Origin of the sequence: Variovorax sp. RA8 (assembly GCF_901827175.1) — a bacterium.
Taxonomy (GTDB): Bacteria; Pseudomonadota; Gammaproteobacteria; order Burkholderiales; family Burkholderiaceae_C; genus Variovorax.
The window spans coordinates 3,279,478-3,300,635 of the sequence record NZ_LR594662.1 but is presented as its reverse complement, the minus strand read 5'-3'; the positions used below and the strand labels follow the sequence as shown (position 1 = coordinate 3,300,635).

Annotated in this window: 20 protein-coding genes; 1 reads left to right on the top strand and 19 read right to left on the bottom strand. The window is 69.7% G+C overall.

Annotated elements, in window-relative coordinates:
* Positions 1-20 precede the first annotated feature (20 nt).
* From E5P3_RS15440 to E5P3_RS15365, 16 genes are all read right to left on the bottom strand, one after another.
* Positions 21-1,058 carry an aromatic ring-hydroxylating oxygenase subunit alpha gene (locus tag E5P3_RS15440; protein ID WP_162586772.1) on the bottom strand — a complete coding sequence of 346 codons (1,038 nt, stop codon included), beginning with the start codon at positions 1,056-1,058 and terminating at the stop codon, positions 21-23.
* A gap of 13 nt (positions 1,059-1,071) precedes the next feature.
* On the bottom strand, positions 1,072-1,293 hold the full coding sequence (locus tag E5P3_RS15435) for a recombinase-like helix-turn-helix domain-containing protein (protein WP_106554704.1): 222 nt from the start codon (positions 1,291-1,293) through the stop codon (positions 1,072-1,074).
* A gap of 29 nt (positions 1,294-1,322) precedes the next feature.
* On the bottom strand, positions 1,323-2,468 hold the full coding sequence (locus tag E5P3_RS15430; protein ID WP_162586771.1) for an FAD-dependent monooxygenase: 1,146 nt from the start codon (positions 2,466-2,468) through the stop codon (positions 1,323-1,325).
* A 23-nt stretch (positions 2,469-2,491) separates the two neighbouring features.
* A complete protein-coding gene (locus tag E5P3_RS15425; protein ID WP_162586770.1) occupies positions 2,492-3,487 on the bottom strand; it encodes a Bug family tripartite tricarboxylate transporter substrate binding protein in 996 nt (331 codons plus the stop codon).
* 11 nt (positions 3,488-3,498) lie between these two features.
* On the bottom strand, positions 3,499-4,470 hold the full coding sequence (locus E5P3_RS15420) for a VOC family protein (protein WP_162586769.1): 972 nt from the start codon (positions 4,468-4,470) through the stop codon (positions 3,499-3,501).
* A 13-nt stretch (positions 4,471-4,483) separates the two neighbouring features.
* Positions 4,484-5,959, bottom strand: a complete 1,476-nt coding sequence (locus E5P3_RS15415; RefSeq protein WP_162586768.1) for an aldehyde dehydrogenase — start codon at positions 5,957-5,959, stop codon at positions 4,484-4,486.
* 7 nt (positions 5,960-5,966) lie between these two features.
* Positions 5,967-6,767 (bottom strand): aspartate dehydrogenase, encoded by an 801-nt coding sequence (locus E5P3_RS15410; RefSeq protein WP_162586767.1) that lies wholly within the window; start codon positions 6,765-6,767, stop codon positions 5,967-5,969.
* Positions 6,768-6,776: 9 nt separating this feature from the next.
* Positions 6,777-8,474, bottom strand: coding sequence for a thiamine pyrophosphate-binding protein (locus tag E5P3_RS15405; RefSeq protein WP_162586766.1), 1,698 nt, complete (start codon positions 8,472-8,474; stop codon positions 6,777-6,779).
* Entirely contained in the window at positions 8,467-9,300 is an 834-nt protein-coding gene (locus E5P3_RS15400; protein ID WP_162586765.1) for an SDR family oxidoreductase, read from the bottom strand. Before E5P3_RS15400 ends, E5P3_RS15405 begins: the two co-directional genes overlap by 8 nt.
* A gap of 10 nt (positions 9,301-9,310) precedes the next feature.
* Positions 9,311-10,138 (bottom strand): IclR family transcriptional regulator, encoded by an 828-nt coding sequence (locus E5P3_RS15395; protein ID WP_162586764.1) that lies wholly within the window; start codon positions 10,136-10,138, stop codon positions 9,311-9,313.
* Positions 10,139-10,165: 27 nt separating this feature from the next.
* A complete protein-coding gene (locus E5P3_RS15390; RefSeq protein WP_162586763.1) occupies positions 10,166-11,038 on the bottom strand; it encodes an alpha/beta fold hydrolase in 873 nt (290 codons plus the stop codon).
* A gap of 20 nt (positions 11,039-11,058) precedes the next feature.
* On the bottom strand, positions 11,059-11,613 hold the full coding sequence (locus tag E5P3_RS15385) for a cupin domain-containing protein (RefSeq protein ID WP_162586762.1): 555 nt from the start codon (positions 11,611-11,613) through the stop codon (positions 11,059-11,061).
* Between the two features lie 35 nt (positions 11,614-11,648).
* Positions 11,649-12,470 (bottom strand): SDR family oxidoreductase, encoded by an 822-nt coding sequence (locus E5P3_RS15380; RefSeq protein WP_162586761.1) that lies wholly within the window; start codon positions 12,468-12,470, stop codon positions 11,649-11,651.
* A gap of 162 nt (positions 12,471-12,632) precedes the next feature.
* Positions 12,633-13,607, bottom strand: coding sequence for a Bug family tripartite tricarboxylate transporter substrate binding protein (locus E5P3_RS15375; protein WP_162589699.1), 975 nt, complete (start codon positions 13,605-13,607; stop codon positions 12,633-12,635).
* Between the two features lie 209 nt (positions 13,608-13,816).
* Entirely contained in the window at positions 13,817-14,464 is a 648-nt protein-coding gene (locus tag E5P3_RS15370; RefSeq protein WP_162586760.1) for an RES family NAD+ phosphorylase, read from the bottom strand.
* Positions 14,461-15,138, bottom strand: coding sequence for a hypothetical protein (locus tag E5P3_RS15365; RefSeq protein WP_162586759.1), 678 nt, complete (start codon positions 15,136-15,138; stop codon positions 14,461-14,463). Before E5P3_RS15365 ends, E5P3_RS15370 begins: the two co-directional genes overlap by 4 nt.
* A gap of 172 nt (positions 15,139-15,310) precedes the next feature.
* Here E5P3_RS15365 and E5P3_RS15360 point away from each other — a divergent pair, with 172 nt between their 5' ends.
* Positions 15,311-16,072: a transporter substrate-binding domain-containing protein gene (locus E5P3_RS15360; protein WP_162586758.1), complete on the top strand. Its 762-nt coding sequence runs from the start codon at positions 15,311-15,313 to the stop codon at positions 16,070-16,072.
* Here the strand turns inward: E5P3_RS15360 and E5P3_RS15355 are convergent.
* The 3 genes from E5P3_RS15355 to alaS all read right to left on the bottom strand — a co-directional run bounded on the left by E5P3_RS15355 (position 16,063) and on the right by alaS (position 21,097).
* Entirely contained in the window at positions 16,063-17,316 is a 1,254-nt protein-coding gene (locus E5P3_RS15355; protein ID WP_162586757.1) for a D-amino acid dehydrogenase, read from the bottom strand. The genes E5P3_RS15360 and E5P3_RS15355 overlap by 10 nt on opposite strands.
* A gap of 5 nt (positions 17,317-17,321) precedes the next feature.
* A complete protein-coding gene (locus tag E5P3_RS15350; RefSeq protein ID WP_162586756.1) occupies positions 17,322-18,368 on the bottom strand; it encodes a 2-dehydropantoate 2-reductase in 1,047 nt (348 codons plus the stop codon).
* A 104-nt stretch (positions 18,369-18,472) separates the two neighbouring features.
* Entirely contained in the window at positions 18,473-21,097 is a 2,625-nt protein-coding gene (alaS, locus tag E5P3_RS15345; protein ID WP_162586755.1) for an alanine--tRNA ligase, read from the bottom strand.
* Positions 21,098-21,158: the final 61 nt, after the last annotated feature.

The following is a 21,158-nucleotide window of genomic DNA, read 5'->3' as shown; positions in this document are numbered from 1 at the left end:
CGAGAGAACCGTTGAAGACGTCAGGCCGCGGCCTGCTCCAGCTGCTGCTGCGCCAGGTTGCGCATGTGGCGCCGCAGGCGCACGATGCCCAGGTCGTGCTGGTACAGGTTCTCGTGCTGGTTGGCGTCGGGCTCCATGTCCTCCAGCATCACGCGGTCCTGCTCCAGCACGTGCCAGTGGCGCGCTTCCAGGCGGTTCTTGTAGAGGAAGCGCCAGGTGTCGCGCTCCCAGCCGGGCGGCAGCTTGCGCACGCGCCAGAAGAAGGTCGCGGTCACGCCCTTGGAGATCGGCGCGAAGGCGCCGACGATGATGAAGTTGCCGCCAGGCCCGCCGGTGCGCGGGTACGGGATCTCCAGCCGCATCCAGTGGATGCCGGTGTCGGCCCATTCGGTCCAGTCGAAGTTCACGTTGCGCTGGCCTTCCTTCTCGAAAACGAAGCCGTGGTCGGTCGGGCGGATGCCGAACTTCGCCTGCGACTCGCCCTCTGCCATCGAGTGCGACTGCTTGTGCAGGAAGGTCCCGTGCATCGGGTCCATCACGTTGTCCAGCACGTAGCGGTAGTCGCCCTTCCACTCGGTGTAGCAGAGGAAGGACGCGTACTGCGTATCGTCCGAGAGCTGCTCGGGCAGCACCAGCGGCGGCGGTACGTCGACCGATTCCTTCGAGTTGTAGAGGAACACCGCGCCGGCGCGCTCCTCGACATGGAAGTGCCGCGTGGCCTGCGAGCCTTCGAGCTTGCAGCCCGGGCTACCGGGCACGCGCGTCACCACGCCGTCATGGCGCACCTCGACGCCGTGATACGGGCAGGACAGGCGGTCGCCCAGGATCACGCCCTGCGACAGCGGCGCGCCGCGGTGCGGGCAGCGGTCCTCCAGCGCATGCAGCTTGCCGTCCCCGTCGCGCCAGAGGGCGAGCTTGCGGCCCAGGCGGCGCAGCGAGACGGGGTTCTCGCCGATGAAATGGGAGGGGCAGATCGGGTACCAGAGATCCTTCAGGCCGATCTCGAGCAGTTGGTCCACCGGGTCTTGGGCGATGGGTTGGATGGCAATCGTGGTCATGGTGCTGTTCTCCTCAAGCGCCGAGCTTCGCCATTTCCTGGCGGTACAGGTCCTCGGTCCAGCGCTGCCCGCCGGGCGTCGCCAGGCCGCTGTCGTTGAGCCGTTCGACCAGGCCGGCGAGGTCGTGGACGCCGTCGCCGAAGGCGCGTTCGATCGCGTCGCCGAGCAGGTCTTCGTAGGTGGTTGCCGGGCGCTGGCGCGCCTGGTGGGGTTGCAGGTAGCGGTCTTGTTGCATCGTGGCCTCCGTGGGAAGGGTTGGGTTCGTCAGGCAGCGGCGGCGAGCGGCACGCCCCAGGCGTCGTAGCCGTAGACCCAGTCCGCATTGCCGCCTTCGCGCAGCCAGTTGTTGCCGCGCGAGCCCAGTTGGATCTGGCTCGTGCGCTCGATTCGCGCGCGCTCGTAGCGCTGCAGCGCGCCGGCGATGTCGCGCATCGCCACGCCTTCGAGATGGCGGGCCAGCACGACCGCATCCTCGATGGCCATGCCTGCACCCTGCGCCATGAAGGGCAGCATCGGATGCGCCGCGTCGCCCAGCAACGCCATGCGGCCCGCGGCCCAGGCCGGCATCGGGTCGCGTTCGTACAGCGCGGTCTTGAGCACGGTGTCGCAGGCCTCGAGCAGCGCGCGCGCCTCGGGGTGGTAGGCGACGTACTGCTCGCGCAGTTCGTCCACGCTGCCGGGCGCCGTCCAGGATTCGAGCTGCCAGCTGTCCTGCGGGGTGGTCGCAAAGATGAAGATGTCCTTGCCGCGGTTGAGCGGGAAGGTGACGATCTGGCTCTGCGGATTCGGCCCCCACCACTTGGTGAAGGCGCCCAGGTTGGGCAGGCTGGCGACGCGCTCGGCCGGCACCACCGCGCGGTAGGCGACGATGCCGGTGAAGCGCGGGCTCTCGGCGCCGAACATGGCGCGGCGCACGGCCGAATGGATGCCGTCGGCCCCGACCAGCGCACCCACGCGGGCGCTGCTGCCGTCCTCGAAAGCCAGGCTCACGCCCTCCGCGTCGGCCTCGATCGCCGAGGCGCGCTTGCCGAGCGCCACGCGATCGGCCGGGAACATCTCGGCCAGCGCCGCCAGCAGGTCGGCGCGGTGGATGGTGAGTTGCGGCGCGCCGTACTTGTGCTCGGCGGTCTCGGCCATTTCCAGGCGCGAGGTCTCCTCGCCCGTGTCGTAGCTGCGGCTGATGCGGTGGCTGGGCTTCGCGGCGGTCACGCGCGCCGCCTCGCCGGCGCCCAGCCCGTCGAGCGCGCGCACCGCGTTGGGCGTGAGGTTGATGTCGGCACCGACACGGGCGAACTGCTTCGCCTGCTCGAACACGACGACCTCGTGGCCCGCGCGCCGCAGGGCGATGGCCGCGGCCAGGCCGCCGATGCCCGCGCCGACGATGCCGATGGTGGATTGGCTGGTTTTCATGCTTGTCTGTGTCCGTTATTGCATTACTCGGCCACGATGTTGCGGGCCTTGATGATTCCGGCCCACATGGCGGTCTCGTCGCGCATGTAGACGGCGAACTCACCCGGCTTCATGGTGGCTTCGGTCATGCCCTGGGCCTTCAGGCGCTCGCGCACCTCGGGCTGCGCCAGGAACTGCGCGGCATCCTGGGCCAATTGCTCGGCCACGGCCGGCGGCGTGCCGGCGGGCGCAAGCAGGCCATACCAGGAGGTGACGGTCACGCCCTGGATGCCCTGCTCCGCCAGCGTCGGGATCTCCGGCGCGGCAGGGCTGCGCTTGGCCTCGGTCACGGCCAGCGCGACCAGCTTGCCGTTCTTGATGAAGGGCAGCGTGGCGGGCAGGTTGCTGAACATCAGCGGCACCACGCCGCCCAGCACGTCGTTCAGCGCGGGCGCGGTGCCCTTGTAGGGCACGTGCAGCAGGTCGACGCCGGCCTGCTGCTTGAAGAGCTCGCCCGCCAGGTGCAGGCCGCTGCCCACGCCCGGCGAGGCATAGGACAAGGTGCCCGGCTTTGCCTTGGCCTGGGCGACCAGGTCCTTCGCGGTCCTGATGCCGGCGGAGGGCGAGGCCACCAGCACATTGGGCGCCTTGGCCAGCATGGTGACGGGCACGAAGTCCTTCTCGATGTTGAAGGGGAAGTTCGGCATCAGCGTCGGGTTGATGGTCAGGTTGCCGGCCGGCACCACCAGCAGCGTGTGGCCGTCGCCCTTCGCGCGCTTGACCTTGTCGATGCCGATGTTGCCGGCAGCGCCGGGCATGTTCTCGACCACTGCGGCCTGCCCGTAGCGTTTGGCGAGGCCCTCGGAGAGCACGCGTGCCAGCGTGTCGACCGGGCCGCCCGGCGGGAACGGCGAGACGATGGTGAAGCGGTCGCTCGAAAGCTGCTTCTCCACGGCGTTCTGCGCATGGACGGGCGCGATTGCTGCCATCGCCATCAAGGCGGCGCCGGCGAGGGACAACAGGGAGGTACGTCGTTGCATGGTCTTCGAAGTCATTTCTTTTCGGTGAGGAACTTGCCCTGCGGGCCTTCGGCGTTCTTCTGGCGGCGCGTGTTTCCGTCGAGCCCGCCATCGACCGCCCATTCGGCGAACACCGTCGGGCCCGGTTCGAACTCGCGCGGCTGCCACTCGGCCGTGAGCTGGTCCTCGTCGGCGTAGTACTCGATCAGGCCTCCGGCCGGGTTCTTGAAGTACCAGAAGTAGGCCGAGGAGATCGGGTGCCGGCCCGGGCCCAGCTGGGTTTCCCAGCCGCAACGCGAGAAATGCAGCCCGCCGCCGAAGACCTCGTGGATGTCGCGCACGGTGAAGGCCACGTGGTTGAGCCCGCGTTTGCCCGAGGGCAGCTGCAGCAGGAACAGGTCGTGGTGCCCGCCCTCGGGCGCGCAGCGCAGGAAGGCGCCGCGGTCGGGGTAGCTGTCGGATCCCACGAAGCCGAAGCGGTGCGCATAGAACTCGGCGGTGGCCTTCACGTCGGCGACGAAGAAGACCACGTGACCCACCTCAATCGGCGTGGCGCGCTCGTAGACCGGCGCGGCCTGGTTGATGCGGGGCTTGGCATTCCAGGTGTTCATCGCGCCGCACTCGAGGTCGATGCTGCGCTTGCGGCTGACCTGCAGGCGCACCGCAAGGCCGTTCGGGTCGGTGCAGCCGATGCGGCGGGCGCCCTCGGCTTCTGCGTCGACGAAGCCGGGCTCATCGGCGATGGCCGCGGCGTAACGGGCGAGGTCGGCGTCGCTCTCGACGCCCCACACCACTTCACGCAGGGTCGGGCCCTCTTCCATCGCCGGCGGCAGGCCTGGCCTGTCCATGGCGGCGACCACGACGCGGCAGCCATTCAGGCACTCGAAGATGAGCTCGTCGGCGGTCTCCGACTTCAGCGCCAGTCCCCAATCCGAGAAGAAGCGCCGGCAGGTCGGCAGGTCGTCTGCCGCATAGGTGATCTGGTCGATTCCAAGAATGCTCATTGCATGACTCCGTTCAATTGGCCCACGGCAGCGGCTGCTCGTTGGTCCCCCAGTACATGCTCTTCTGCTCCATGTACTGGAAGATGCCTTCGCGTCCCTTCTCACGGCCCAGGCCGCTGTCGCGCCAGCCGCCGAACGGCGTGGAGACCGAGAACTGCTTGTAGGTGTTGACCCAGACCGTGCCGGCCTGCACCGCGCGTCCGAGGCGCCAGGCGCGCTTGAAGTCGCGGCTCCACACGCCCGCCGCCAGCGCGTAGACGCTGTCGTTGGCCTGCGCGATCAGTTGTTCCTCGTTGTCGAAGGGCATGGCGACCAGCACCGGGCCGAACACTTCTTCCTGGCTGATGCGCGCGCTGTTCGTGAGGCCTTCGAGAATGGTCGGCGTGTAGAAGTAGCCGCTGTCGAAAGCCGCGCCGTGCGGGCGCACGCCGCCGGTGCGAATGTGGCCACCCTCGGACACGCCCATCTCCACGTAGCGCTCGATGCTCTCGCGATGCTTCGCGGTGATCAGCGGGCCCATCTGGGTCCGCTCCGAGGCCGGGTCGCCGACCCGCAGCATCGCGGCCGCCTCGGCCACGCGTGTGACGAACTCGTCGTAGATGCTGCGCGCCACGAAGAGCCGCGAGCCCGCGATGCACGATTCGCCCGAGGAGCTGAAGATGCCGTAGAGCACGCCGTTGACCGCGTGGTCCAGGTCTGCATCTTCCAGCACCATGGTGGGCGACTTGCCGCCAAGTTCCAGCGACACGGGCATCATCTTGTCGGCCGCGATGTGGGCGATGTGCTTGCCGGTGGTGGTGCCGCCGGTGAAGGACACGCGCTTGACCAGCGGGTGCTTGGTGATCGCATCGCCGATGACCGAGCCCTTGCCCGGCAGCACGCTCACGATGCCCTTCGGCACGCCGGCGGCCTCGCAGATGCGGGCCAGTTCCAGCGCCATCAGCGGCGTGACCTCGGCCGGCTTGACGATCACCGCATTCCCAGCCGCCAGCGCCGGCGCCAGCTTCTGCGCCTCGCTCGCGATCGGCGAGTTCCACGGCGTGATGGCGGCCACCACGCCCATGGGCTCGTGCACGCTCATCGTCACGAAGGGGCCGCGCGAGGGCGTGATCGTTTCCTCCAGCGTCTCCAGCGCCGCAGCGAAGAACTGGAAGGTGCCGGCTGCGCTGGCGACCAGCGCGCGCGTCTCGTTGATCGGCTTGCCGTTGTCCAGGCGCTGCTTCTGCGCCAGCGGCTCGGCCTCCTCGCGGATCAACTGCGCCACCCGGTGCAGCACCGCGGCGCGCTCGTGCGGGAGCTTCTGCGCCCAGCCGCTGGTGCGGAAGGCCTGGTCAGCGCGCACGATGGCCTCCTCGACGTCGGCCAGGCTGGCGGCCTTGAGGCGCGCGATGGGCTCGCCGGTGGCGGGATAGAGGCTCTCGTAGGCGTCGCCGCCGCCCAGGCGCCATTCGCCGGCTACGTTGATGGGGAGGAGTTCGGTAGAGATCATGGCTTCTTCAGATGGCAAGGGCCGCGGCGCGGTTGCGCAGGGCGCGAACGGCGCTGTAGACAGTGAGCGCGGATGTCTTGGGATTGGCCGCGAGCGGCTTGTTGCGCATGCTCAGCTCGAAGCTGCCGAAGGCGCCCTCGGCCTCGACCGTGTGCACGTTCTCGCTGACGGCCGGGTCGGCCACCAGGCGCACCTGCGTGCGGTCCAGCCCCAGTCCCGCGAGCGACACCGTGGCCGCCACGTTGGCGTTCTTGGGGTAGAGGGCGGCGGCCTCGCGCGCGCTGCCTTCGAAGATCACGCATTCGGCCGTGAGCGCGTCGAGGTCGCGGCCCTGCTCCGCCGGCGTGCCCTTCCAGGCGCGCGGCGGCTTGCGGCCGGTGTAGCGCACGCTGTCGAGCCCGCCGATGCGGGCCGCGGCCAGCGCATCGATGGCGCCGATGGCGCCGGCGATCAGCTGCACCTGGGTGCCGCCGGTGATGGCCGCGATCTCGAGCTTTTCCGCGAGGCCTTGCGCGGACAGCGCGCCCACCGAGGCGACCACGCAGGGCGTGCCGCGCCGCAGCGCCGGCAGCACGTGTTCCTCGATGGCCGCGTGGCCGGCGGTCTCGACCACCAGGTCGACGCCGGACGCAGGCACGCCGGTCCCGACCTGCACGCCCGGCGCCAATGCCTGCAGCGCCGCCTGCGCCGCGGCCAGGCCGTCGGCCGGGACGACCACGGCCACCACCGCGAGCCCGGCATCGCCCTTCAGCAGCTCGATGACCGAGCTGCCGATGGCGCCGCAACCGATGAGTGCCACGCGCAGCATGTCAGTGCCTCACTTCGCGAGCGCAGGGATCTGCGTCACGGTGTTGGTCGGCGGGCCGGCGAAGGTGCTCTTGAAGCCGCCGATGGACAGCATGTCGATCTCCAGCAGGAAGGGGCCGCGGGCGGCCAGCGCCTCATCGAGCTGGCCCTTCAGCTCTTCCAGGTGCGACACGCGCGCGTGCGGCAGCGCGATCGACCTGCACAGCAGCGCGTAGTCGGGCGTGTGCAGCTCCGCATAGCAGCGGCGGCCGCCGTACTGTGCGTCCTGGATGTTCTTGATGACGCCGTAGCTCTTGTCGTTCATGAGCACGATCACCATCGGGGCCTCTTCCTGCACCATGCAGGCGAGCTCGCCCAGGTTGAGGATGAAGCCACCGTCGCCGGCGAGGCAAAAGGTCTTGCGGCCCGAGCCCGTGACCGCCGCGCCGATGGCCGCGCCGATGGCCATGGGCATGCCCTGGCCGATGCCGCCGCCCGTGGCGTGGACGCCTGCGCTCGGCTCGAAGATGCGCAGTTCTCGGTTGCCCCAGGTGCTGTTGGAGACGGTCACGTCGCGCACCCAGTTGAAGCTGCGCCCCGCCACCGATTGGATCTGGCGCACGAGTTCGGCGTAGGGGCCGAGGCCGTCGCGCAGCGTGGCGACCGCCTGTTCGTGCGCGGCGCGCAGGTCGGTGAGCAGCGCCGGATCGGCCTGGTACTGCAGCGCTTCGAGCCGGTCGGCCAGCCCTTCGAGCGCAAGCGCGGCATCGCCGCAGACGAAGGCGTCGGTCGCGTAGCAGCGGCCTTCGGCGGCCGCATCGGCATCGATGCGGTACAGCGGGCGCGGCAGCTTCAGCTCGTACTTGAGCGTTTCGTTGCCGCGCAGGCGCGAGCCGACGACCAGCATCGCGTCGCAGCTCTGGTAGAAGTCCTCGACCGGCTTCTGGATGTTGTAGGCGCCGAGCGAGCCCGGATCATCCTCGGGCACCGTGCCGCGGCCCTGCGTGGTCGTCACGACGCCGAAGCCGAGCTTCTGCAGCCGCTGGATCGCGGTACCGGCGCGGCGTGCCCCGCCGCCGATCCACAGCATCGGGCGCCTCGCGGCCGCGAGGTGCGTGGCCAGGGCATCGAGCCCGGCCTTCGAGGGCACGGCGGCCTCGATGGGCAGCGGCGAGAGGTCGGCCGGCATCGTGGTCAGCGCCGACTGGATGTCGATCGGGATCTCCACGCTGACCGGGCCGGTGGGCGCGGTCAGCGCGACCTGCACCGCGCGCTTGAGCGTGCCGAGCACGTTGTCGACGCTGCGCACCCGGAAGGCGGCCTTGGAGACGGCCTTGAGCATGGCCAGCTGGTCCGGCGCCTCGTGGATATAGGACATGCCCTTGTCCAGGTAGGGCGTCTCGATCTGGCCGGTGATGTGCAGCACGGGCGCGCCGGCGGTGAGGGCTTCCACCATGCTGCCCGCGATGTTGCCCGCCGCCGGCCCCGTGCTGGTCACGCACACGCCAAGGCTGGCGGTGGAGCGGGCGTAGGCGTCGGCCATGTTGCCCGCGCCGGCCTCACCGCGCGCGGAGATGAAGCGGATCGCCCCGCGCTGCGCGAAGGCGTCGAGGATCGGCATGTTGTGGATCGAGATCACGCCGAAGGCCGCCTTGACGCCGCACTGCTCGAGGAAGGCGGCGACGACGGCGCCGACCGTGACCTGCGCGGGGGTGGATGGGTTATGCATGACGGGACAGGCCTCCAGAAATATCGATGTGGCTGCCCGTCGTGTACGACGCGAGGGGCGAAGCCAGGAAGAGAATCGCGCGCGCGGCTTCGGTCGGAAGCCCCAGGCGACCCAGTGGGATGTGCTTGTTCTGCGCGAGCTGGCCGCTCCAGGCGGGCCAGTCGAGCGACTTGTCTTCGCGCGCCTCGAAGCGGCGGCGCCACTGGCCCGACTCGATCAGGCCGATCAGGATGCCGTTGACGCGCACGCCCTGCGGCGCGAACTCGGTGGCCATGGAGCGCACCAGGTTCAGCAGTCCCGCACGCGCGGCCGAGGTCGCGACCATGTGCGGCTCGGGCTGGCGCGCCAGCAGCGAGTTGGCGCAGACGATGGCGGCATCGCCCCACACCGCGCGCTGTGCCGCGAGCTGCGGCAGGAAGGCGCGGGTGGGATGGATGACGGAGAAGAACTTGAGGTGCAGCTCCTCGGTCCAGGCCGCGTCTGTCGTGTCGGCGAAGGTGGAAACGCGGCCCTGCCCGGCGTTGTTGACGAGCATCGAGGCCGGGCCGAGCGCGGCCTCGCTGGCCGCGGCGAAGGCCCGCACCGAGGCCGGGTCCAGCACGTCGCAGGTCTGGGCGAAAAGCCTGGCATCGGGCCGCGCCTCGCGCAGGCCGGCCACCGCGCGCTCGAGCCGCTCGGCGTTGCGGCCGCACAGCGCGACCGCGGCCCCGCAGCCGAGCAGGGCTTCGACGGTCGCGAGCCCGATACCGGACGAGCCGCCGGTCACCACGGCCACGCGGCCGGCCAGCGCGTCGGCGGCGAAGAAGGAGGAAGTGGATGCAGGCATGTCGTCGGCCTCAGGCGCTGCGCAGCGGGACCACCTTGGCCTTGCTGGCGGGCGCGTAGTTCAGGAGGCCCGAGATCTCGTCGGCCGTCTCGCGCACGCGGCGCACCATCTCGTCCATGCGGTTCTCGTCGATGTGGCCGGAGGTGATGGTCGCGCCCAGCGCGGCGGCGATGTGGCCGCTGTGGTCGCGCACCGGCGCGGCGATGGTGGAGATGTTCGATTCGAAGAAGCCCTCGCCCAGCACGTAGCCGCGCTCGCGGTCGGCCTGGACCATGTCGAAGAGCTCGTTGACGGTCTTGGGCGTGCTCGGCGAGAAGGTCTCCAGCTTGTCCTCCGGGTAGAGCGCGCGCAGTTGGGGCAGCGTCAGGTCTTCCAGCAGGATGCGGCCCAGCACGGTCGCATGGGCCGGCAGGCGCGTGCCGACGCTGACCGAGCTCGCGAAGGGCGTGGGCGGCGCGACCTTGGCCACGTAGACGATGGAACGGCCATCGCGCACCACCAGGTTGCAGGGCGTGCGCAGCTCCTCGCACAGGCGGTTGAGCAAGGGCGTGCCCAGCTGCGTGAGCTCCAGCGAAGCCAGGTACTCGAAGCCCAGGCGCAGCACCGCCAGGCCAAGGCGGTAGTCGCGGCCACCCTCTGCGCGCTCCAAAAAGCCCATGTTCTCCAGCGTGCTGAGCAGGCGGAACACGGTGGAGCGCGGCAGGTCGAAGCGCCGCGCCATCTCGGGCGCGGACAGGGTGCGGCTCTCGCGGCTGAACTCGCACAGCATGCGAAGGCCGCGTTCCAGGGCCGGCACGTTGTAACGATCGGCGCCCTCTTCCATCAGGTCGTTGCTCATAGGTCTCTCGTCGTTCTTGTGAATCGATCAGGCTGCAATGGCTTCGCGCAGCAGCGCGGCCACCGCGGCGGGCCGCTCGACGTAGCTCGCGTGGCCCGCCTCGGGCAGCAGTTCGAGCGGCACTGCGCATAGCCTTGCCACCTCGGCACAGGCTTCGGGGGTAGTGACGACGTCCAGCGCACCGCAGGCCACGCGCACCGGCACGGCAGGCGGCAGGTCGGCCCGCAGGTCGGCGCCGCACAGCAGCTCCACGGCCTGGCGGTAACCTGTCTCGTGCAAGCGCGCCATGTTCCAGCGCACCCACTGCCGGGCGGTCTCGCTTGCGTGCGCAGAGACCAGCCGGCCCGAGCGCTTCGCGGCCATGCCGGCGATGCCGAGCTCATCGAGCGTGCCCAGGCGTTCGGCGCGCACGCGGGCCCGCGCCTCTGCACGGCCCGCGGCGCCGTAGCCGGCGGCCGGGCTGATCAGCACCAGCGTTGAGATGCGCGGCGCCAGCGGCGAGCCCGGATGCGCCGCAGAGGCTGCCATCAGCGCGCCGAGCGAGTGGCCGACCAGCACGCACGATGAAATCTCCAGCGCATCGAGCAGGCCATGCAGGCGCTGCGCGTAGTCGTGCGCAGTGGGCGCCTGCGCTGCCAGCGGCGTCGATTCGCCGTAGCCTGGCGCATCCCAGGCGATCAGGCGCGCCTCGCCTTCGAGCAGCAGGGCCGTGTCCAGCCACGAGGCCGAACCCGAGCCGATGCCGTGCAGGCACACGATCGCCGGCCCCGCGCCGCATTCGCGCACCGAGACCACGGCACCGCCCTGCACCCTCACGCTGCGCGCCGGAAAGCGCGCATCGAGGCGCGCCAGCTCGGATGCCGGCAGGGGCTGGGCGTCGATCACGGCTGCATCGCTCATGGCTGCGTTGTCCCGTTCGCTCAACGCTTGATGCTGGCCAGGGGGTGGTCGGCGGGATACGTCGGCGTGACCGGCTTCTTCGCGCCCAGCATCACGCACATCAGCGCATCCTCGTCCCCGATGTTGATCTCCTCGCGGTACACGCCCGGCGGCACCGAGATCAGGTCGCGGTCGGTCAGCACGGTCTCGTAGCGCTCGCCCTCGGGCGTGGTCAGCACCACCTTGAGCTTGCCGCGCAGCAGGAAGAAGACTTCTTCCACGTCGACGTGCAGGTGCGGCGGGCCTTCGTGGCCGGCGGGAATGACCATGGTCGAGAAGGTGAAGCTCTCGGCCGGGATGGTATTGACGTCGCTCGCCACGCCGGTGCCACCGGTGCCCACGTAGCGCATCTGCGCGCGGCGGAACTTGGGGTCGAAGTCGGCCTGGAACTTCAGCGCGTCCCAGTCGTACTTGCGCGTCGCGTAGCGCGCGATGCGGGTGTTCATCCACGCCTCGAGGCTCGCGCCTTCAGGGCGGCGCAGGGTCTCGCCCACCTTGCTGTCGTCGAATTTCTTTTGCTCGGACAAATCGCTCATCGAAAACTCCTTGGGGAAATCAGTGCATCCATGCATCAGTGCATGACGAAGCCGCCGTTGACGGCGAGCAGCTGGCCGGTGACGAAGCGCGCCAGCCCGGAGAGGGAGAACAGCACAGCGCCGCAGACGTCCACGGCCTGCTGCTCGCGCGGGAGGGCGCGGCCCTCGAGGTACTTCTGGTGGCGCGCCAGCGGCACGTACTCGGTGGCCTCGACCAGCGTGAGCCCGGGCGCGACGGCATTGACGGTGATGCCGGACTCGCCCCACTCGCGTGCGAGCGAGCGGGTCATCGAGATCACGGCGCCTTTGCTCGAGGCATAGGCCAGCAGCCTGGGCGCGCCCCAGAGGGCTGTGTCCGAGGCCAGGTTGACGATCGCGCCGCGCCCGCCCTGGGCGAGCGCCGGCTGGCAGGCGCGGCTCATGAGCCAGGTGCCGCGCACGTTGACGTCCATCACGCGGTCCCAGGTCTCGATGTCCAGCGCATGGGCGTCGCGGCCGCCCGAGTTCGTGATCGCGGCGTTGTTGACCAGGCCGTCGAGGCCGCCGAGCGCTTGCACTGCAGCAGCGGCGCAGGCATCGATCGAGGCCGGATCGCACAGGTCCAGCGCCAGCGCATGGGCCTTGAAGCCGGCCTTGCGCAAGGCCTGGGCCTCGGTCTCGGCGAGCTCCGAAAGGATGTCGGCCAGCACCACGGACGCGCCCGCGGCGGCAACGCATTTGGCGAATGCCAGCCCGAGGCCGCGCGCGGCGCCGGTCACCAGCACGCGGCGGCCGGCAAGCAGGTTGGCCGGCAGCTCGGCCAGCAGGGCCTGCAGGCTGTCGGGATCGGGGATGGCCTTGATGCTTTCAGTACTCATGAACAGCTTCCAAAAAACGTTGCGGCCCCGTGTCGCACCTGGCCCGCGAAGCGCGGCCCGTTGGTGGAACACCGCGGAACCGGCTTTGCCGGGCCGCTGGTGTTGCCCCCGGTGAGGGGGTGGGCGGCCACACGCAGTGGGCCAACCTGGGGGAGAGCCATATCAATCCGCCTGGATGCCGAGTTCTTTGATGATCTTGCCGAAGCGCTCGAAGTCGGCGGCGTTGGTCTTCGCTAGCACCTCGGGCGCGCCTCCCAGCGGCAAGGCGCCCAGCACCGCCATCTTGGCGACCACGTCCGGCATCTTGAGGATCTCGTTCATGTGGCCGTTGAGCGTCTTCACGATCTCCGGCGGCAGGCCCTTGGGTCCGAACAGGCCGTGCCAGGCCGTCACTTCGACGTTCTTGTAGCCCAGCTCGGCGAACGTGGGAACGCTGGGCGCGAGCGGCGATCGGGCGCGGTCGGCGATCGCGAGCGGCAGCATCTTGCCGCCGGCCAGGTGCGGCGCGATGGGGCCGTAGGTGATGTAGGTCAGCGGCACATGGCCGCCCAGCACGTCGTTGACCGCCGGCGCCACGCCCTTGTAAGGCACATGGCCGAGGCTCATGCCCGCCGCCTTGTTGACCATCTCGCCGAGGATGTGCATGGGCGAGCCGCTGCCCGGGCTGGCGTAGGAGAGCGACTGGCCCTTGGCCTGCACGTCCTTGAGGCTCTTGAACCCGGAGGCCGAACCCGCCACCAGGAACAGCGGCAGCGTGCCGGCCTGCACGATGGGCGTGAAGCCGTTGAGTACGTCGTAGCTCGTGCTGCCGCCGGTCTTCAACACCAGCTGCGCGATCGAGAAGGTGCTGGGCGCCAGCAGCAGCGTGTAGCCGTCGGCCGGAGCCTTGGCCACGAAGCTGCTGCCGATCACGCCGCTGGCGCCTGGCCGGTTGTCCACCACCACCGGCTGGCCGATGCGCGTGGCCAGCTTCTCGGCGAACAGGCGCGCGAGGGCGTCGGTGTCACCGCCGGCCGGGTAGGCAACCACGATGGTGATCGGCTTGGCCGGATAGCCTTGCGCCCAGGTCGGGGCGGCAGCGCCGGCGGCGGCAATGGAAACGGCCAGTGCGAGCGCCTGGCGACGGGTGGGCTTCATCATCGTGGTGTCGATCCGTGCATTGGACAAGGGGTTGTTTTGTTCCATTAGTAAAACAGTGATTTATTAATGGAACGAACGGGCGAAGAATAATCCCGAAGTGCACGGGCTGTCTAGGCATAAACCCCTTATCCGGCCGCGGTTACCCTGACGTGCGTGGATGCGACGTCAAGTGCGGGCTGGAGCCGGCGGCGGCCGAGCCCTGAGCTTCAGGACGCGTCGATGCCGGCGCGCAGCGCCGCGGCCACGATGGCCTGGCGCAACGCATCGTTGCGCGCCAGCGGCCCGCCGACGCGCGTTCCGGAAAGAACGCCTTTCACGCGGTCGCCGAAGAGCAGCAACGCCCTGTCGCGATCGCGCTGGCGCGACATCCACACCAGGCCATCGGCATCCTTGCACTGGCGGTGCAGCGCCTCTGCCCATCTGGCGGTGTCCACGTAGTCGCGTGCCGGGCTGGCGATGAGTTCCTCCTTCGGAACCTTGAGCCGGTGCAGCCCTTCGCTCGTCAGGTCCACGAGCAGGAGTTCCCGGCGGGGCACGAGCTGGCCATGGGCGCGCTGCGCGAAGTCGTCGAGGGCGACGAACTTGTCGGGCGCGTCGATCGGCACGTCGTGAAAGACCGTCTCGAAGATCGCACAGTCCAAGGTCGCACCGCCGTAGAGGTAGGGCACGACCCGGCCCTTGGCATCGCGGATGGGCGCAAAGCGCGTGGGCTTGCGCAACGTGCCGGCACTATCGACGCCGGGGTTGAAGCTCTCCGGCGCGAAGGCCGTGTCGTGGATGACGTGGATCAGCGCGCCGGCCGGCCAGCGATCGAAGAGAGGGTCGAGGGGCGGTACCGGCGCGCGGCAACTCAAGCCGCGCTCCCTTCCGCGTCGCGCCGCGCCGCCTCGATCACGGCCTGCGGATTCGATGCCAGCAGGTCGACCGGCCGCGCACTGTCGGGCAGCCAGCCGTTGTTCGAGGTGAACCACAGCGCGAGCTTCCAGGGCGCCCGGCGATCGCCGAAGGCTTCCAGCACGGCCTGCACCGCCTTGATCGGCTTGTGGTCCTCGAACTGGAAGGCGGGATACACGTCGCGCTCGCGCGCGCTCTTGTCGGGATGCGGCACGGCAAATACCTGGCGGCGCTTGCGCCAGTTGTCGACCAGTGCACTGCGGCTGCTGGCCTGCGAGCGGTTGGCGTCGGCCAGTTGCTCGGCCGTGAAGTACCCGAATTCGTTCAGCACGCGGGCATGCCGCTTGGCGAGCCGCTGGGCCATCTCCCTGTCGATCTCGCTGGGCAGCACCATCTGCCCCGCCATGAAGTCGACCACGGCCTCGATGCGGCGTTCGCGAGCCTGGGCGGTCTTCTCGAGCAGCGCGCGTTCCAGCATCGGAAACGAGGCCAGCAGCACCTTCGAGATCGCCTCGTCCTTGATCTCCAGCAGGAACTTGCGCGCGCTGGTCTTGCGAGCCGCCCGTGCAGAGGTATAGGGCTCCAGCGACAGCAGGTCGCCCTGTAATTTGGCGGTGAGATCGCTTGTGCTCATGGAGGCCTCGCTTGATCTGTCTGATCTGTTTGATCTGATTCTACAGATCTACATCAACCGGATCAAACTGGGGTCAAGGGAGCTCGCATCGCCGGCGATCGCCAACTTACACTCGGCGAGCCGCCGGCCGCCAAGCGAACCCCGGCGGGCGGCGCAACCGAAGAAAGCGACGATGAGCACCTCCCTCCCCTCCCCGGTCGTCCGGGCCTTCACGCCCACCGGCGTGCTGCGCGCCTCCATCAACCTCGGCAACCCGATCCTCGCGAACAAGGACGCCGCAACCGGCGAACCGGTCGGCGTCTCGGTCGACTTGGCGCGCAACTTCGCGCAGCGCCTGGGCGTGCCCGTCGAGCTGTTGGTGTTCGAGAAGGCTGCCGCCTCGGTCGATGCGGTGCGCAACGACAAGGCCGACCTCGGCTTCTTCGCCATCGATCCGGCGCGCAGCGAGGGCCTGCGCTTCACGGCGCCCTATGTGCTGATCGAGGGCAGCTACCTGGTGCCGACCGCCTCGGCCCTGCAGCGCAACGAGGAGGTGGACCGCGAAGGCATCCGCATCGCGGTCGGCGCCGGCAGCGCCTACGACCTCTTCCTCACGCGCGAGATCGGCAAGGCGCAGCTGTTGCGCGTGCAGGGTGCGCAGGGCGTGTTCGACAGCCTGCAGGCGGGCGAGGTCGAGGTGGCCGCGGGCATCCGCCAGGTGCTCGAGGCCGAGGCCGCGCGCGCGCCGGGCCTGCGCCTGCTGCCCGGGCGCTTCATGGTGATCCAGCAGGCCATGGGCACGCCGGCCTCGCGCGGCGCCGAAGCGGCCGCGGCGCTCTCCGCCTACGTCGAGGAGATGAAAGCCAGCGGCTTCGTGGCCGAGGCGCTGGCGCGCCACCGCATCCAGGGCGCGACCGTGGCGCCGGCGGGCGCGTTCGCACCTTCTCAGGCGTAGCGGTCGAGGCCCAGGCCTTCCATGTCGATCTCGGGCGAACGGCCGGCGACCAGGTCGGCCACCACTCGCCCCGTGCCTGCGGCCATGGTCCAGCCCAGCGTGCCGTGGCCGGTCGCCAGCAGCAGCCTGGGAATCGGCGTGGCGCCCAGAAGCGGCGTGCCGTCGGGCGTCATCGGCCGCAGGCCGGTCCAGAACTCTGCCCCCTCGGCGCTGCCGGCCTCCGGGAACAGGTCGGTGACCACGTGCTCGAGCGTGTCGCGCCGGCGGTCGTTCAGGCGCAGGTCGTAGCCCGAGAGCTGCGCCGTGCCGCCGACGCGGATGCGTTCGCCCAGGCGCGTCACCGCGACCTTGAAGGTCTCGTCCATCACCGTGGACTCGGGCGCCATCGCGGCATCGGTGATCGGCACGGTGATCGAGAAGCCCTTGACCGGGTACACCGGCAAGCGGATGCCCAGCGGCTTCAGGAGGAGCGGCGAATAGCTGCCCAGCGCGACGACGTAACGGTCGGCATGGAAGGGGCCGGCATCGGTATGGACCGCGGCCACGCCCTCGGCATTGCACGCGATGTCGGTGATGGTCACGCCGAAGCGGAAGCGCACCCCCGCGGCCTCGGCCAGCCGCGCCAGGCCCCGGGTGAACTTGAAGCAGTCGCCCGTCTCGTCGCCCGGCAGGCGCAGCCCGCCCACGAACTTGTGCCGCACGGCGGCCAGCGCCGGCTCGTACTGCACGCAGCCCTCGCGGTCGAGCAGCTGGTACGGCACGCCGTAGGCCTTGAGGATCTCGATGTCCTTGCCCGTGCCGTCGAGCTGCTTCTGCGTGCGGAACAGCTGCAGCGTGCCCAGCGAGCGCTCGTCGTAGCGGATGCCGGTGTCGGCGCGCAGCTGCCGCAGGCAATCGCGGCTGTACTCGGCCAGCCGCACCATACGGCTCTTGTTGATCTCGTAGCGTGCCTGCGTGCAGTTGCACAGCATCGCGATGCCCCAGCGCCACATGGCCGGATCGAGCATGGGGCGGACCACCAGCGGGCTGTGGCGCATCAGCAGCCACTTGACGGCCTTCGCCGGCACGCCGGGCCCGGCCCAGGGCGCCGAGTAGCCGGGCGAAACCTCGCCCGCGTTGGCGTAGCTGGTCTCCAGCGCCGGACCGTCCTGGCGCTCCAGCACCGTGACCTCGTGGCCCGCCTTGGCGAGGTAGTAGGCCACCGTGGTGCCGATGACGCCGCTGCCGAGGATCAGGACGTGCATGCCGCCTAGCCTTTTCGAGAATGGTCTGCGCCCTGCGCCAGGCCCAGCGCAGACATCAATTCCTGCGCCGAGAGCGGTTGCGGCCGGCTGGGCCACGCTTCGATCAGCTCGACCATCTTTGCGCTTCGCGGGGCGCGGGCGCCGTTCGAGCGCGCGAGCCGCACCACCTCGCCGCACAGCTCATTGATCTCGGTGCGGCGACCCATTGCCAGGTCGTCCGCCATGCTGGAGCGCGCCTTCTCGTCGATGCGCAGCATGCGCGCCGCGACCACCTTGAACAGCGGATCGGGCAGGCGCAGGATCATGGGCATGCGGCGAGGCGACACCGCCGCCAACTGCGCCGGCTTGATGTGGGCCCATTTGAGCGCCTCCAGCGCCTCGTCCATCAGGGCCGCGAGGCAGCGGCGGTAGCCGCGGTCCATCAGCTGCTGGCGCAGGGGCAGACCGGACAGCGCGTTGATCGGATTGTTGAGATTGAGCAGCAGCTTGCCCCACTGCACCGGCAGCATGTTCGCGTGCCGGTCGATCGGCACGCCGGCGCTGTCGAACACGGCCAGCCACGGCCGCAGCAGCGCGTCGTCCTGCGCGGCCAGGCGGCCGGCCGTGCCGCGGTGGAAGGCGCCGTGTCCGATCTCGGCCACGTTGAACGGCACCATGCCCGGCAGCACCCGCAGCCGGGGCGCCACCTGCGCCGCGGTCGCGGCGTTCGAGATGCCGTTCTGCAGCGAGATCACCGGCGTGCCCGGCGGCAGCGCCTCGCCGAGCTCGGCCGCGGCCTGCGCGGTGCCGCTGCTCTTCACGGTCAGCAGCACCAGGCCCGGCCGCACGCCGGGCGGAATCCGGTCCGCCACGCGCAGGCTGCCGGGCGGCATGTAGCGCTCGCCGCCGTCCAGGTCGCTGAGCCGCAGGCCGTGCCGCTCCAGCGCCTCGAGCACGCGGGGACGGCCGACGAAGAGGACCCGCACGCCCTCGGACGCGAGGCTGCCGCCGATGTAGCAGCCGATGGCACCCGCGCCCATCACCAGGACGTCGACCGGCGGGGCCTCAGCCATGGGCGGGGACGGCCGCCTGCGGCGGCACGAGAGAGTAAAAATCGATCCGGAAAGCCCCTTGCATCCGCGCGACTATGGCACGGACGGGCCTCGCTGGGCAGGTGTCAGGCCCGCTGCGCGACCCAGTCCTGCACAGAGGCGAGCGCCTTCGGAAGCCCGGCCGCATCGGTGCCGCCGGCCATGGCCATGTCGGCCTTGCCGCCGCCCTTGCCGCCCACTTGCTGCGCCACGAAGTTGACCAGCTCGCCGGCCTTGAGCTTGTCCATGCTGTCGGCCGTGACGCCGGCCGCCAACTGGACCTTGGCGCCGTCGACCGCCGCCAGCACGATGGCCGCGGTCTTGAGCTTGTCCTTCAGCTTGTCCATGGTCTCGCGCAGCGTCTTGGCATCGGCGCCGTCCAGCTTGGCGGCCAGCACCTTGATGCCCTTGACCTCCACCGCCTGGGCCAGCAGTTCGTCACCCTTGGAGGAAGCCAGCTTGCCCTTGAGCGCGCCGACCTCGCGCTCCAGCGCGCGCACCTGCTCCAGCACCTGCACCAGGCGCGGCTGCACCTCGGGCACTGGCGTCTTGAGCGTCGCGGCGACGCTGTTGACCGTGGCCTCGAGCTCCTGCAGGTAGGCCAGCGCATTCGTGCCGGTCACCGCCTCGATGCGGCGCACGCCGGCGGCCACGCCGCCCTCGCTCACGATCTTGAAGAGGCCGATGTCGCCGGTGCGCGCCACGTGCGTGCCGCCGCACAGCTCGCGGCTCGTGCCGATGTCGAGCACGCGCACGGTCTCGCCGTACTTCTCGCCGAAGAGCATGACGGCGCCGGTCTGCTGGGCCGAGTCCATGTCCATCACGCGGGCCTGCGTGGCCTGGTTGGCCAGGATCTCGGCGTTGACGCGGCGCTCGATCTCGATGATTTGCGCCAGCGTCACGGGCGCGTTGTGCGCGAAGTCGAAGCGGGTCTTCCCGGCATCGACCAGCGAGCCCTTCTGCTGCACGTGCCCGCCCAGCACCTCGCGCAGGGCCTTGTGCATCAGGTGGGTCACGCTGTGGTTGCGCATGGTGGCGGCGCGCAGCGCCGTGTCGACGCGGGCCGTGACCGTGTCGCCCACCTTGAGCGTGCCCTGCGTCTGCGTGCCGTGGTGCCCATAGACATCGGCCTTGATCTTCTGCGTGTCGTCGACGCCGAACTGCAGGCCTTCGGCCACCAGCACGCCCTGGTCGCCGACCTGGCCGCCGCTCTCCGCATAGAAGGGCGTGGTGTCGAGTACCACGATGCCGGGCTGGCCTTCCTTCAGTTCCTGTGCCGGTGCGCCCTCGACGTAGAGGGCGAGCACGCGGGCCTTCTCTTCCAGGTGCTCATAGCCGGTGAAGGCGTTGGCCGCGCCCGCGTACTCGACGGCGCGCTCCATCTTGAACTTGCCGGCGGCGCGGCCGGCGGCCTTCTGCTTTTCCATTGCGGCATCGAAGCCGGCGGCATCGACCTCCACGCCGCGCTCGCGGCAGACATCGGCCGACAGATCGAGCGGGAAGCCGTAGGTATCGTGCAGCTTGAAGGCCACTTCGCCCGGCAGTACCTTGGCGCCGCCGGCCAGGGCCGCGTCGAGGATCTCCATGCCGTTGGCGAGCGTCTCGAAGAAGCGCTCCTCCTCGGCCTTCAGCGTCTCGGTGATGCGCTGCTCGTCGGCCACCAGCTTCGGGTAGGCCTCGCCCATCAGCGCCACCAGCTCGGGCACCAGCTTATGGAAGAAGGGCTTCTTCTGCCCCAGCTTGTAGCCGTGGCGGATGGCGCGGCGCACGATGCGGCGCTGCACGTAGCCGCGGCCCTCGTTGGAGGGGATCACGCCGTCGGCCACCAGGAAGGCGGTGGCGCGGATGTGGTCGGCGATCACGCGCAGGCTCTTGTTGTGCAGGTCCTTCTCGCCGGTCTCCCGCGAAGCGGCCTTGACCAGCCGGTCGAACAAGTCGATCTCGTAGTTGCTGTGCACGTGCTGCAGGATCGCGGCCAGGCGCTCCAGGCCCATGCCGGTGTCGACGCAGGGCGCGGGCAGCGGCCTGACGCTGCCGTCGGGCTGCATGTCGAACTGCATGAACACGTTGTTCCAGATCTCGATGTAGCGGTCGCCGTCTTCATCGGGCGAGCCGGGCGGGCCGCCCGCGACCTCGGGGCCGTGGTCGTAGAAGATCTCGGAGCAGGGGCCGCAGGGGCCGGTGTCGGCCATCATCCAGAAGTTGTCGGACATGTAGCGCCCGCCCTTGTTGTCGCCGATGCGCACCACGCGCTCGGGCGGCAGGCCGATGACCTTGGTCCAGATGTCGTAGGCCTCGTCGTCCTCCTGGTAGACCGTGGCCCACAGGCGCTCGGCCGGCAGCTTGTAGACCTGCGTCAGCAGCTCGAAGGCCCAGCTCAGCGAATCGCGCTTGAAATAGTCGCCGAAGCTCCAGTTGCCCAGCATCTCGAAGAAGGTGTGGTGGCGCGCGGTGTAGCCCACGTTCTCCAGGTCGTTGTGCTTGCCGCCGGCACGCAGGCAGGCCTGCACCGAGGCGGCGCGCACGTAGGGGCGCTTGTCGGTGCCGAGGAACACGTCCTTGAACTGCACCATGCCGGAGTTGGTGAACATCAGGGTCGGATCGTTGCCCGGCACCAGCGAGCTCGACGGCACCACGGTATGACCCTTGGAGGCGAAGAAATCGAGGAAGGACTTGCGGATGTCCGCGACGCTGAAGGTGGGCTGGCTCATCTTGGGATTGGAGTTCTGAGGGAGGCGGCCGGCTGCGGGCAGCCCCTGCATCGAACCCACC